Origin of the sequence: Arthrobacter sp. NPDC093125 (genome assembly GCF_044754225.1) — a bacterium.
Taxonomy (GTDB): domain Bacteria; phylum Actinomycetota; class Actinomycetes; order Actinomycetales; family Micrococcaceae; genus Arthrobacter.
This window is the reverse complement of record NZ_JBIVOQ010000004.1, coordinates 205387-218685: the sequence shown is the minus strand read 5'-3', so window position 1 is coordinate 218685 and position 13299 is coordinate 205387. Positions and strand designations below refer to the sequence as shown.

The window sequence follows — 13299 nt, the reverse complement described above, 5'->3', positions numbered from 1 at the left end:
TGCCGGTGACTCCGCCGGCAACAGCGGGCATCGGCAAAATGTCGCGGCCGTAGGGCAAGATAGGTCTGTGAGCACAGCATCAGGTCCCGCAGACATGGCAGCATCCGGAACCGACCAGCTCGAACCGGAAGCGATTCCGTCCGAGTCGGTGCGCGACGAGTACCAGAACCTGGTGGACCTCGTCAGGAAGTACAGGTTCGCCTACTACCAGGAGGACCAGCCCCTCGTCTCCGATGCCGAGTTCGACACCCTGTTCCGCAGGCTTGAGGAGCTTGAAGCGCTCCATCCTGAGCTGGTCTCCAACGATTCGCCTACGCAAGAGGTGGGCGGGGAAGTGTCTGCAGCCTTTGCCGCCGTCGAACATCTGCAGCGGATGTACAGCCTCGAGGACGTGTTTTCCCTGGAGGAGCTGGAAGCCTGGGTCTCCAAGGCGGAGGCGTCCATCGCAAAAATCGGAAGCCCGCAGGCGGCCTGGCTGACCGAGCTGAAGATCGACGGACTGGCCGTCAACCTGCTGTACCGCGACGGCAAACTGGTCCGCGCCGCCACCAGGGGTGACGGCACCACCGGTGAGGACATCACGCACAACGTGCTCACCATCAAGGAAATCCCGCAGCAGCTCACCGGCACCGGATTCCCGGCCGAGATGGAGGTCCGTGGCGAGGTCTTCATTCCCTCGAAGGCTTTCGCCGAGTTCAATGAGGCCCTGATCGAGGCGGGCAAGGCTCCGCTGGCCAATCCCCGGAACGCCGCAGCCGGTTCCATCCGGCAGAAGGATCCTGCTGAAACAGCCAAGCGCCCGCTGAAAATGTTCGTCCATGGCATCGGTGCCCGTGACGGGCTTCCGAGCGCCAGCCAGTCCGAAACATACAAGAAGCTCGCGGAATGGGGGCTGCCCGTCAGCCCGTACTTCGAAGTGCTCGGCAGCCTGCCCGAGGTCCTGGAATTCATTGCCAAGTACGGGGACAAGCGCCACAGCCTGCTCCACGAGATCGACGGCATCGTGGTGAAGGTGGACGACTTCGCCACACAGCGCGCACTGGGCTTCACCACCCGGGTTCCGCGCTGGGCCGTGGCCTACAAGTACCCGCCCGAAGAGGTACACACCAAGCTGCGGGACATCACGGTCAATGTCGGACGGACCGGACGTGTCACACCGTTCGGCATCATGGAGCCTGTGAAGGTCGCAGGCTCCACCGTGGGAATGGCCACCCTGCACAATCAAGAGGTGGTCAAGGCCAAGGGCGTGAAGATCGGCGATATCGTGATCCTGCGCAAGGCCGGGGACGTGATCCCCGAAATTGTGGGCCCGGTGCTGGCGCTGCGGGACCAGCAGGACCCGCCGGTCCGCGACTTCGTCATGCCCACAGAATGCCCGTCCTGCGGTACCCCGCTCGCTCCGGCTAAGGAGGGCGACGTCGACATCCGCTGCCCCAACGCGCGGTCCTGCCCGTCACAGCTCCGTGAACGCGTCTTCCACCTCGCCGGCCGCGGTGCGTTCGATATCGAAGCGCTCGGCTGGGAAGCCGCCATCGCCCTCACCCAGCCTTCGGAACCGGACGTTCCTCCGCTCACCACCGAAGCTGCCCTCTTCGACCTCACGCCCGAGGACCTGGCACCGGTAAGGATCCGGCGCGAGAAACGCTCCAAGGGCGTTGGTACGGGGGAGTACGAGCTCGTGCCGTATTTCTACAGCAAAGGCACAGCGAAGACGCCGTCCAAGCCCACGGCCACCACGGAGAAGCTCTTCAAGGAACTCGAAAAAGCCAAGACCCAGCCGCTGTGGCGGGTCCTGGTGGCGCTGTCCATCCGGCACGTCGGACCCCGGGCGTCGCGGGCCCTCGCCAACCACTTCGGCACCATGGACGCCATCCGGCATGCTTCGGAGGAAGAACTTGCAGGTGTGGACGGCGTTGGTCCGACGATCGCCGCCGCACTCAAGGAATGGTTTGCCGAGGACTGGCACACCGACATCATCGATCGCTGGGCCGCGGCCGGAGTGCGCATGGAGGATGAGCGGGATGAATCCACGCCCCGCACCCTCGAAGGGCTGAGCGTCGTGGTCACCGGGACCCTGGAGGGCTTCAGCCGTGACGAAGCCAAGGAAGCCATCCTCATCCGCGGAGGCAAGGCAGCCGGTTCAGTATCCAAGAAGACCAGCTACCTGGTGGCCGGTGACAACGCGGGCACCAAACTGGACAAGGCAGAACAACTGGGCGTTCCTGTCCTCGATGAGGACGGATTCCGGGAGTTGCTGGCCAAAGGCCCGGGGGCGTTCGGCGCCAACGGCGATGCTCGCGGCGACGGGGACAATGACGGGGCCGCCGGTGATTCTGAGGAAGCGTCCGCCGGCCTGGACGGAGACGGCGCCGAATGAGCCAGGACGTGAACGGGTTGCTTAAGGTGGCAAAGGCGGCGGCTGCGGCCGGCGCTGCGGTCCTTTCCACACGCCAGGACTCCAGACGCCAGGACTCCACGCGGCACGACCCATCCCTGGCTGACCCAACCCTGACTGACCCAGCACAGAACGACTTGCCGGGCAGCGAAAGCTCCCTGGACCTTGCCGACGTCAGCAACAAGAGCGCCGCAGGCGACTGGGTGACGGCCTTCGACGTCGCAGCCGAGAACGCCGTCCGAAACTCCATCCGCGCTGCCCGCCCGCACGACACCATCACCGGCGAGGAGCACGGAACCACCCGCCCCGAGAATCCCAGCGGACTGCGCTGGTCCATTGATCCGCTGGACGGCACCACAAACTTCATCCGCAACATCGTCTACTACGCCACCTCGGTGGCCGTTGCCGATTCCGACGGCGTCTGGCTGGCCGGCGTCGTCAACGCTCCGGCGCTGGGGCGCGTGTACTACGCCGCACGGGGTCAGGGAGCGTGGCTGGAACAGAACGGAAAGCGGGTCCAGCTCACCGGCCCGGTCCCCGGAAGAACGGGTCAGATCCTGGCCACGGGGTTCAGCTACGATCCGGAGGTGCGGGCGGAGCAGGCAGCGGCGCTGGGCGGCTTCATGGACGGCTTCGCGGACATGCGCCGGCTCGGCTCGGCTGCCCTGGACCTCTGCCTGGTGGCCGACGGCACGCACGATGCCTTCGGCGAGCGGGGCCTGAACGAGCATGACTTTTCGGCCGGCGCTTTGATTGCGGAGGAAGCGGGCTGCTGGGTGCGCCGGCCCCGGCTGACCAGCCCGCTCGACGGCGGGCCGTCCGACGAGGAACGTCTCGCCGCGTGGACCTGCGCCGGCACGCTCGAAATGTCCGGCAAGTTCCCGCTCTAGCACTGCGTGGCCCTGATAGGTCAGTCACGGAAACCCCTGTTTCGCAGGGCGCGGCGGAGTGCCGGCACTACCATTGACAGGTGCAGCCGCAGATTACCGTCCGTCCCGCCGTCCCCGCTGATTTTGGGGAGATAGCCCGGATCACCCGTGATTCCTATCTGGCGGCGGGGTACTTCGACAATGCCGACCACCCCTACATGAAGCAGATTCAGGACGTTGCCGCACGCGCGGCCGCGGCGACAATCTGGGTGGCCGAGCGCGCCGGCCGGATCGTGGGCTCGGTGACGCTGGCGGTCGCCGGCGAACCGTACGCGGACATTGCCCTCGACGACGAACTCGAATTCCGGATGCTGGTGGTGGACCCGGCAGTGCAGCGCAGCGGCGCGGGCCGGGCGATGGTCGAGGCGATCATCGAGCACGCCAAATCGCTGGAGGGCATCAGTGGGGTCGCCCTGACCACCGGCATGACCTGGGAAAGCGCGCACGGGCTGTACCGGAAAACAGGCTTCCGGCGGGCACCCCAGCGTGACTGGTTTGTACCCGGCACCGACATAAAACTGCTGGTTTTCCGGCTGGACGTCTAGCCGCCCTAGAGTGGTGCCGACTCATTCCCCGGCCCCGCCCCCGGCTGCGAAAGCACGTCGTGGCGTGCGGCCCCAGTGAAAGGCGCCCATGCGCAAGACTTTCGGCACCGGTTCCGTCTGGGAACAGACCCTCGGCTACTCCCGCGCGGTCCAGGTGGATAACACCCTGTACATCTCTGCCACGTCCTCCAGCGGTGAGAACGGCATTGTCGGCAGCGATTTCTACGAGCAGACCAAGTACATCCTGCAGAAGCTGGAGAAGGTTCTCGCCGATGCCGGGTTCACCCTCGCCGACGTCGTGCAGTCCAAGCTGTACCTGACGGACATCAGCAAGTGGGAGGATGCCGGACGCGCCCACGGCGAGGTCTTCGGCGAGATCCGACCCACCCTGTCCCTGGTGCACGTGCTCCCGTTCCTGGACCCGGAGATGCTCGTGGAAATCGAACTCGTCGCCCAAAAGAGCGCCAGCTAACAGAGCCCCGACAAGCGCCAGCCAGCAGAGCGCGAACGGACACTTAAGGCCCTGCACGAGGGCCTTAAGTGCCCGTTCGCGCCTGGGGGAGGGCCTTAAGTGCCCGTTCGCGCCTGGGACAGGGGCCTTAAGTGTCCGTTCGCGCTGCCTGGGTTAGGACGGGGGGAGGCCGTAGCGGTGCTCCGGGCGGCCGGTGGTGCCGTAGCGGTGCTGGATCTCGACGGAGCCGTCGTCCGCCAGCGACGAAAGGTACCGCTGGGCGGTGGCCCGGGAGACACCCACGCGCCCGGCGACGTCGGCCGCGGAGTACTGCTCGCCCGGTACCAGGGACTCCAGCACCGCCGCTTCGGTGGCGGAGCGCGGCCGCGACGACGGCGTGACGTCGCCCGGTATGAGTGCGCGCTTGGCCCGCTCCACCGTGTCCTGGTCCAGGGCGCCCGGCTGGGAGAGGATCCGCCGGTACCGGGCGTAGGACCGCAGCTGCTGGGACAGGGATTCGGACGTAAACGGCTTCAGCAGGTACCCGAGGGCCCCGCGGCGGAAGGCCGTCCGCAGCGAGGCGGCGTCGGAGGCCGCACTGAGGATCATCGTGTCAACGTCCAGCTGGTGCAATAGATCCAGGCCGGAAGCATCCGGCAGGTACACGTCCAGCAGCACGAGGTCCGGGCGGAGGCTGTGAATGGACTGCAGCGCCAGCGACGCCGAACCGGCCGGAGGCAGCGCGAAGAACCCCGCCACCGAGTCAACGTAGGCCGCGTGGAGTTTGGCGACGTGGAAATCGTCGTCCACGATCAGCACCCGGTAATCCTCAGACATCCTCGTCCCATCCTTGTCCATCACTTTGTCCAACCTGCCCGAAGACCCACCGTCCCCCGCCACGCGTTCTGCCTTAAGGCCTTACCGCCTTGCCGCCGTTCAGTCCCGGCCTGCGTTCGTGGTGCCGGGCAGCGTCGCCATGAACACAGCCCCCGGCCCGCCCGCGGTTCCCGGGTCCAGCACCCTCACGTCCCCGCCGCGGCGGCGCGCCAGCTGCCGCGCCAGAGCCAGCCCGAGCCCCTGCCCGCCGCCGGCGCGCACAGGCCCCGCCGCCGTCGTGAATCCTTCCGCGAACACCGCCTCCGGATCGGTGCCCGCCGGCAGCCCGTCGCCGGAGTCTCCCACCACGATGTGCAGCGTCCCGCCGTCGGTTGGCTCGTCCAGCAGTTCAAGCTCCACCCACCGCTCGACGGCGGACCCGGACACCGCCGCGTTGACGGCGTTGTCGATCAGGTTGCCCAGCACGGTGGTGACATCCTGCGGCTCCGTCACCTGGCCGCGGACCAGCGTTTCCGGCCCGATCCGGAGCGCCACACCGCGTTCGTCCGCTTCCACGCCCTTCGCCCCCACAAACGCCTGCAGGTACGGGTCCTGGAGGAGCTCGGCCTGGTCCACAGGGAACTTCAGCGGACCGGTGGCCGCCAGCCGCTCGAGGTATTCCCGGGCCTGCTGGTGCTGGCCGATGCTCATGAAGCCTGCGATCGTGTGCAGCTGGTTGGCAAACTCGTGCCGCTGCGCCCGGAGCGCCGTGGACATCGTACCCACCGCATCGAGCTGGCGCGTGAGCTGCTGCAGCTCGGTGCGGTCCCGCAGCATGACCACCCAGCCAAGGTCCTCCTGGCGGTGCAGGGCCTTGCGGGCGCTCGCCACCAGGACCCGGCTGCCGGCGACCAGCTCCACCGCTTCGCCCTCCCGGGCACCGGCGTCAGTGAGGGTTTTGAGCTGCGGCGGCACTGGGGCAGCGGACCACAGCGAACCGGTCAGGTCTGGCTGCCCGAGCAGCCGCTGGGCAGCCGCGTTGAACACACTGACACGGCCATCTGCCGAGACCCCGATGACGCCTTCGTCCACACCCTCCAGCACGGCCACCTGGTCATGCACCAGAGTGCTGATTTCCTCGGGTTCGAGGCCGAGCGTGAGGCGCTGCAGCCTGCGCCGGAGCAGGAAGGACGCCATGACGCCGGCAACGAGGGACCCGGCGGCGGTCATGGCGATCGGCACGATGTCGCGGGCCAGGCTCTGCCCGATCGTCTCGGTGGAATAGCCCACGCTGACTTCGCCCACCACGGCGCGGGAACCGGAGGCGGCGCCTGACGCGGCATCCGGTGCAAAGACCGGAACCTTGGCGCCGGCCGACGGTCCGAGCGTCCCAGTATTGCGCGTCGTCACCTCCCGCCCTGCCAGCGCCTCGGATGGGTCTGTGCTCACCCGTTCGCCGAGCCGCTCGGCCTCGGGATGGGCCAGCCGAAGTCCCGTTTCATCCGTGATCACCACAAACAGGGCTCCGGTGCGGGTCCGTGCGCCTTCCGCCGCCGCCATCAGCGGCCCGTTGAGCAGCACCGCGCGCGGGGGAGTGCCCTGCTGCCGGCTGATCTCGGCGACATCGGCGCGCACGGAAGGATCCGAGGCAACGGTCCGGGCCAGCGTCAGCGCCTGGTTCTCCGCCTCGCGCCCCAGGCGTTCGAACGTCAGCCAGGCATGCACCGCGCCGCTGAGAAACACCACCAGGAGCACCACGCCCAGCTGCAGCAGCAGGGTCTGCGTGGAGAACCGAAGCGGCAGGCGCAGGGATGCTGCAGTCATGGCGCTCCTCCTTCAACGGCGGGGGTGATGGGCGGTCGGGGTTCTGCGCGGGATCCGGCGGGCTGTGAGCAGAATGCGCAAAATGCTCCCAATAAGCAGTATGCCAATCAATTGAGCCAAAGGCACTGCCGTGACCAGCGCCACTCTAACGTCTGTAGTACGCATCACACCGGGGTGGTGCCGTTCACTAAGAAGGAGCCGGCTGTGCTGGTATTACTTGGATTCGCCATGATCGCGGTTTTCATGGTGCTGATCATGACGAAGAAGTTGACGCCAGTGCTGGCGCTGATCATCGTCCCCACCGTTTTCGGGCTTTTTGCAGGCGCGGGCCTCGGCATCGGGGACATGGTGATGGACTCGATGAAGTCCATGACCTCGACCGCCGCCCTGCTGATGTTCGCCATCATCTACTTCGGCCTGATGATCGACGTCGGGCTGTTCGACCCGCTGGTCCGGTTCATCCTGCGCAAGCTCGGCAATGACCCCGCCAAGGTTGTCCTGGGCACCGCCCTGCTGGCTGCCGCAGTCTCCCTCGACGGCGACGGCTCCACCACGTTCATCCTCACCACCGCGGCCATGCTGCCGATCTACCTCCGCCTGAAGATGAGCCCCGTAGTCCTCACCTGTGTCGCCGGCCTGGCCAACGGCACCATGAACATCGTGCCGTGGGGCGGCCCCACCGCCCGCGCCGCCACCGCCCTGAAAATCGACGTCAACGACGTCTTCGTCCCCATGCTCCCGTCGCTGCTCGCCGGCATCGCCGTCGTCCTGGCCTTCGCCTGGCTGCTCGGCATCCAGGAACGCAACCGCCTCCGCGCCACCCAGCCGCAAATCTGGGGAGTCCCCGACACTGCTGAAGCGTTCGACGGCGGCACCTCCGCCGGCGGTAGCCGCACTGGCTCTTCGGGCAGTGGACGTCCCGGTTCCGTCCGCGGCCCGGCACCTGTCCCCGCAACGGGAGGCCCCGCCGTCGGGAACTCGACGGTGGCCGTGCTGGAACGCACCGAAACGCTCGTCGATGACAGCGACACCGCCATGGCAGACACCGCACTCGATCCCAACCGCAAGACCCTCCGCCCCAAGCTGCAGTGGTTCAACCTGGGCCTCACGGTCGCCGTCATGGGCATGCTCATCGCCGACCTCGTGCCCCTGCCGTACGTCTTCATGGTGGGCTCAGCCATCGCCCTGCTGGTGAACTTCCCGCACGTGAAGGACCAGGGCGCGCAGCTCGTGGCGCACGCCCCGTCGATCGTCGCCGTGGTCAGCATGGTCATGGCCGCAGCAGTCCTGACCGGTGTGCTGACGGGCACCGGCATGGTCGAGGCCATGTCCGCCTGGCTGGTGCAGATCATTCCGTCCGACATGGGCCCGCTCATGGCAGTCATCACCGGCGTCCTCAGCATCCCCATGACGTTCTTCATGAGCAATGACGCCTTCTACTTCGGAGTGCTGCCCGTGCTGAGCGAGACTGCTGCCCACTACGGCATCAGCCCCGCCGAGATGGCCCGTGCCTCCATCACCGGACAGCCCTTCCACATGCAGAGCCCCCTGGTTCCCGCCATCCTGCTGCTGGTTTCCCTGGCCAAAGTGGACCTGGGCGACCACCACAAGAAGGTGCTGTGGCGCAGCGCCGTGGTCTCCCTTGTCATGCTGGCTGTCGGCATGCTGACGGGTGCCATCGGAGTCGGTTAGCCTGTTCCTGCCCGCGGCTCGCCGCGCGGCCTGATGTGCCCGCCTGGGGCCCGCTGGGGGTCTTCAGGCGGGCACTGACGTTTCCCGACTAGACTGGTTCGGAAAACAATTCGAACTTTGCAGGGGAGATCCATGGCTGCGATCAACCGTGACGACGTCGCGCATCTCGCGCGGCTCGCACACATTGAGATGGGCGCTGACGAGCTTGACAGGATGGCCGGCGAGCTGGCCGTCATCGTAGACGCGGTGAAGTCCGTCAGCGAAGCCGCCGGGGACGACGTGCCGGCGACCTCGCACCCGATCCCGTTGAACAACGTGTTCCGTGAAGACGTGGTGGGCCACACCTTCACCGCCGATCAGGCACTCTCCGGAGCTCCGGATTCCGACGAGAACCGTTTCAAGGTCCCGGCAATCCTGGATGAGGCATAGGACAGATGACTGAAAACAACAGCAACGACCTGATCCGGCTTTCCGCCGCCCGGCTGGCCGAGAAGCTTGCCGCCCGTGAGGTGACCGCCGTAGAGGTTGTCCAGGCGCATCTGGACCGTATCGCGGCCGTCGACGGCGGTGAACGTGGCGTCAACGCCTTCCTGCACGTCAACGTCGAAGAGGCGCTCGCCGTCGCCGCCGAAGTGGATGCCATCCGCGCCGCCGGCGGACAGGCCGCCGAGGAACTCCACGAGCTCGCCGGCGTGCCCATCGCCGTCAAGGACCTCATCGTGACCGTCGGCCAGCCCACCACGGCTGGCTCCAAGATTCTCGAAGGCTGGCACAGCCCCTACGACGCCACCGTCGTGCAGAGGCTGCGCGCCGCCAAGATGCCCATCCTGGGGAAGACCAACCTGGACGAATTCGCCATGGGTTCCTCCACGGAGCACTCCGCCTACGGCCCCACCCGCAACCCGTGGGACCTGGACCGCATTCCCGGCGGCTCGGGCGGCGGTTCGGCCGCCGCTGTCGCCGCCTTCGAAGCGCCGCTCGCGCTGGGCACGGACACCGGCGGGTCCATCCGTCAGCCGGGTGCCGTCACCGGAACCGTCGGCGTGAAGCCCACGTACGGTGGCGTGTCCCGCTACGGCGCCATTGCGATGGCCTCCTCGCTGGATCAGATCGGCCCCGTATCGCGGACCGTCCTGGACTCCGCGCTGCTGCACCAGGTCATCGGGGGCCACGATCCCCGCGATTCCACTTCGCTGCCCGACCCGCTCGAAGACCTCGTCGCCGCCGCCCGCACCGGCAACGTTGACGGCATGAAGATCGGCATCATCAAGGAACTCCACGGCGAGGGCTACCAGGCAGGCGTCGAGAAGCGGTTCAACGAGTCCCTCGAGCTGCTCAAGGAGGCGGGCGCGGAAATCGTTGAGGTCTCCTGCCCCAACTTCCAATACGCCCTCGGCGCGTACTACCTCATCATGCCGTCCGAGGCCTCCTCCAACCTGGCGAAGTTCGACGGCGTCCGGTACGGCCTGCGCGTGCTTCCCGAGGACCCGCCCATGACCATCGAACGCGTCATGGGGGCCACCCGCGCCGCCGGCTTCGGCGACGAAGTCAAGCGCCGCATCATCCTGGGCACCTACGCGCTGTCCGCCGGCTACTACGACGCGTACTACGGCTCGGCCCAGAAGGTCCGCACGCTCATCCAGCGCGACTTCGACGCCGCGTTCGCCCAGGCGGATGTCCTGATCTCCCCGACGGCCCCCACCACGGCCTTCAAGCTGGGGGAGAAGCTGGACGATCCGCTGGCCATGTACCTGAACGACGTTGCCACCATCCCCGCCAACATGGCCGGCGTCCCCGGCCTGTCCCTGCCGGGCGGCCTGGCCGACGAGGACGGACTGCCCGTCGGCATCCAGCTGCTGGCTCCCGCCCGCGAGGACGCCCGCCTTTACCGCGTGGGCGCCGTGCTGGAATCACTTCTCGAGGAGAAATGGGGCGGTCCGCTCCTGGACAAGGCTCCCGAGCTCGCTGATTCAACGGCTGTTTCCGCTTCGAGCCACGGAGGTTCACACTGATGTCCGATGCAATCCTGACCTTCGAAGAGGCCATGGAGAAGTACGATCCCGTCCTGGGTTTCGAGGTCCACGTGGAGCTGAACACCAAGACCAAGATGTTCTCCTCGGCACCGAACGTGTTTGGCGACGAGCCCAACACGAACGTCAACGAGGTGGACCTGGGCATGCCCGGCGTACTCCCGGTGGTGAACAAGACCGCAGTGGAGTCCTCGATCAAGATCGGCCTGGCGCTGAACTGCAAGATCGCCGAATCCTGCCGCTTCGCCCGGAAGAACTACTTCTACCCGGACACCCCGAAGAACTTCCAGACGTCCCAGTACGACGAGCCCATCGCGTACGACGGCTACCTGGACATCGAGCTCTCGGACGGCACCGTGTTCCGCGTTGAAATCGAGCGCGCGCACATGGAGGAGGACGCCGGCAAGCTGACCCACCTCGGCGGCTCGGCCGGGCGCATCCAGGGTGCCGACTACTCCCTTGTGGACTACAACCGCGCCGGCGTCCCGCTGGTGGAGATTGTGACCAAGCCGATCCAGGGCGCCGGATCCCGGGCTCCGGAGCTTGCCAAGGCCTACGTGGCCGCCGTGCGCGAGATCGTCAAGAACCTGGGCGTCTCCGATGCACGGATGGAGCGCGGCAACGTCCGCTGCGACGCCAACGTTTCGTTGCGCCCGCATGGCCGCGAACGCTTCGGCATCCGCTCCGAGACGAAAAACGTGAACTCTCTGCGCGCCGTCGAACACGCCGTCCGCTACGAGATCCAGCGCCACGCCGCCGTTCTGGAGTCCGGCGAGCCGGTGGTGCAGGAAACCCGCCACTGGCACGAGGACACCCGCACCACCACGTCCGGCCGCGCCAAGTCTGACGCCGACGACTACCGCTACTTCCCCGAGCCGGACCTGGTGCCCCTGGTGGCCTCGCGTGAATGGGTCGAAGAACTGCGCGCCATGCTGCCCGAACCGCCCGCGGCCCGCCGCAAGCGGCTCCAGGCCGACTGGGGTTACTCCGACCTGGAGTTCCGCGACGTCGTCAACGCCGGCGTGATGGACGAAATCGAGGAAACCATCGCCGCCGGCGCCTCGGCTTCCGTGGCCCGCAAATGGTGGATGGGCGAGATCGTCGGCCGCGCCAAGAACGCCGACGTCGACCCCGGCCAGCTGGGCATCAAGCCAGCCACCATCGTGGAGCTGAGCAAGATGGTGGAGGCGGGCAAGATCAACAACAAGATGGCCGCCGAGGTGCTGGACGGCGTCCTTGCCGGCGAAGGCACCCCGGCGGAGATCGTCGAGAAGCGCGGCCTCGCCGTGGTGTCCGACGACGGCCCGCTCCTGGAGGCCATCGATGCCGCCCTCGAGGCGCAGCCTGACGTCGCGGACAAGATCCGGGGCGGCAAGGTGCAGGCCATCGGCGCGATCGTGGGCGGCGTTATGAAGGCCACCCGCGGCCAGGCCGACGCAGGCCGCGTCCGCGAACTCATCCTGGAAAAGCTGGGCGTCAACGCCTGACGCTTCTCTCCACCCAACTGGGTCGCAGTTGTGGCCGTTCTGAGCGCTCAGAACGGCCACAGCTGCGACCCAGTTTTGGGTTAACGGGCAGTGTCTAGGCGTGCACCAGGCCGGCCATGATGTCCTGCAGCGCCTCGCACACCACAGTCACGGACGCGCGCTTGAGGTTCTCGGGGCGGGCCAGGATGTCGATCCTGCGACGGGTGCTGATGCCCCGCAGCGGACGGAGCACGATGTTCTCGTTCAGCACCGGTCTCGCCGTATGCCGGGGCAGCAGCCCGATCACGCCGCCGGCTGCCACCAGCGCCGCTACGGTGGAGTAGTCGTTGATGCGGTGCACGATGTTCAGCTCCCGGCTGGACACGGCGGCGACGGCGGACAGCACGTCGGCGGGAGAGTACCCGGTGCGGCTGGTCACCCAGGGTTCGCCGACGACGTCGTCCGGCTCCAGGAACGCCTGCCCCGCCAGGCGGTGGCCGGCTGGAAGCGCCACGTCCAGCGGCTCGTGCGCAAGGGGTATCACGGCCACCCGCTCCTCGGGCCAGCGCGGGCTGTGGTCCATGCGGTGTGCCAGCACCAGATCGTACCGCGCCGTAAGGGCGGGAAAGTCGTGCTGCGCGACGTCCTCGTCAAACAGCCGGACACTGGGTTTGTCCGGCCCGTCCAGGAGCCGTGCGAGCGGCGCGAACAGCGCCTGCCCGGCGCTGTGGAACCCGCTGACGGTCACCGGCGCCAGCATGGAGCCGTGATAGGCCCCGATCGCCATGCGGGCATCCGCCATGGCGCTGACGACGGCGGCCCCCGCGTCGGCGAGCACCTGCCCTGCCTCCGTGAGGACCAGGTTCCGGCCTTCTTTGCGGGTCAGCGGCACATCGACGCTCTTTTGCAGCTGTGCCAGCTGCTGGGAAACCGCCGACGGCGTGACCAGCAGCGTGTCCGCCACGGCCTTGACGCTTCCCAGGGCCCCGAGCTCACGCAGCATCTCCAACTGGTGGATCTCCATGCCTCCATCCTAAACGTTAGCAATTTCTAAATCGTCGATTGAGAAAAATCCCCTTGTGCTAATGCATCCTCGGTGGCTCTAATGAAGGGAGATTTCCCCCGCATGCCGCCACCGCGGATGCCAAACG

Annotated in this window: 11 protein-coding genes; 8 read left to right on the top strand and 3 right to left on the bottom strand. The window is 67.1% G+C overall.

Features of this window, described 5'->3' with window-relative positions; translation table 11 throughout:
• The first annotated feature begins 94 nt into the window (after positions 1-94).
• From ligA to ACIP9X_RS10670, 4 genes are all read left to right on the top strand, one after another.
• Positions 95-2377 carry an NAD-dependent DNA ligase LigA gene (gene ligA / locus ACIP9X_RS10685; protein ID WP_400479881.1) on the top strand — a complete coding sequence of 761 codons (2283 nt, stop codon included), beginning with the start codon at positions 95-97 and terminating at the stop codon, positions 2375-2377.
• Entirely contained in the window at positions 2374-3285 is a 912-nt protein-coding gene (locus ACIP9X_RS10680; protein WP_400479708.1) for an inositol monophosphatase family protein, read from the top strand. The genes ligA and ACIP9X_RS10680 overlap by 4 nt, the downstream gene beginning before the upstream one ends.
• An 80-nt stretch (positions 3286-3365) precedes the next feature.
• Positions 3366-3869, top strand: a complete 504-nt coding sequence (locus ACIP9X_RS10675; protein ID WP_400479707.1) for a GNAT family N-acetyltransferase — start codon at positions 3366-3368, stop codon at positions 3867-3869.
• Between the two features lie 88 nt (positions 3870-3957).
• The gene (locus ACIP9X_RS10670) at positions 3958-4341 is read left to right on the top strand and encodes a RidA family protein (protein ID WP_400479706.1); all 384 of its coding nucleotides are present in this window, start codon (positions 3958-3960) and stop codon (positions 4339-4341) included.
• Positions 4342-4494: 153 nt separating this feature from the next.
• Here ACIP9X_RS10670 and ACIP9X_RS10665 read toward each other — a convergent pair whose 3' ends face one another.
• Complete coding sequence (locus tag ACIP9X_RS10665; protein WP_400479705.1) at positions 4495-5157, bottom strand: response regulator; 663 nt, start codon at positions 5155-5157, stop codon at positions 4495-4497.
• A 99-nt stretch (positions 5158-5256) separates the two neighbouring features.
• Positions 5257-6960 (bottom strand): ATP-binding protein, encoded by a 1704-nt coding sequence (locus ACIP9X_RS10660; RefSeq protein WP_400479704.1) that lies wholly within the window; start codon positions 6958-6960, stop codon positions 5257-5259.
• A gap of 204 nt (positions 6961-7164) precedes the next feature.
• On the opposite strand from ACIP9X_RS10660, the gene ACIP9X_RS10655 reads away from it, so the two are divergent.
• The 4 genes from ACIP9X_RS10655 (at position 7165) to gatB (ending at position 12169) form a co-directional block, all read left to right on the top strand.
• Positions 7165-8652, top strand: a complete 1488-nt coding sequence (locus tag ACIP9X_RS10655; RefSeq protein WP_400479703.1) for a CitMHS family transporter — start codon at positions 7165-7167, stop codon at positions 8650-8652.
• 132 nt (positions 8653-8784) lie between these two features.
• The gene (gene gatC, locus ACIP9X_RS10650) at positions 8785-9081 is read left to right on the top strand and encodes an Asp-tRNA(Asn)/Glu-tRNA(Gln) amidotransferase subunit GatC (protein WP_400479702.1); all 297 of its coding nucleotides are present in this window, start codon (positions 8785-8787) and stop codon (positions 9079-9081) included.
• A gap of 5 nt (positions 9082-9086) precedes the next feature.
• Positions 9087-10664 (top strand): Asp-tRNA(Asn)/Glu-tRNA(Gln) amidotransferase subunit GatA, encoded by a 1578-nt coding sequence (gatA, locus tag ACIP9X_RS10645; protein ID WP_400479701.1) that lies wholly within the window; start codon positions 9087-9089, stop codon positions 10662-10664.
• Positions 10661-12169, top strand: a complete 1509-nt coding sequence (gatB, locus tag ACIP9X_RS10640; protein ID WP_400479880.1) for an Asp-tRNA(Asn)/Glu-tRNA(Gln) amidotransferase subunit GatB — start codon at positions 10661-10663, stop codon at positions 12167-12169. Before gatA ends, gatB begins: the two co-directional genes overlap by 4 nt.
• Positions 12170-12263: 94 nt before the next feature.
• Here the strand turns inward: gatB and ACIP9X_RS10635 are convergent, their stop codons facing one another.
• Positions 12264-13172 carry a LysR family transcriptional regulator gene (locus tag ACIP9X_RS10635; RefSeq protein ID WP_400479700.1) on the bottom strand — a complete coding sequence of 303 codons (909 nt, stop codon included), beginning with the start codon at positions 13170-13172 and terminating at the stop codon, positions 12264-12266.
• Positions 13173-13299: the final 127 nt, after the last annotated feature.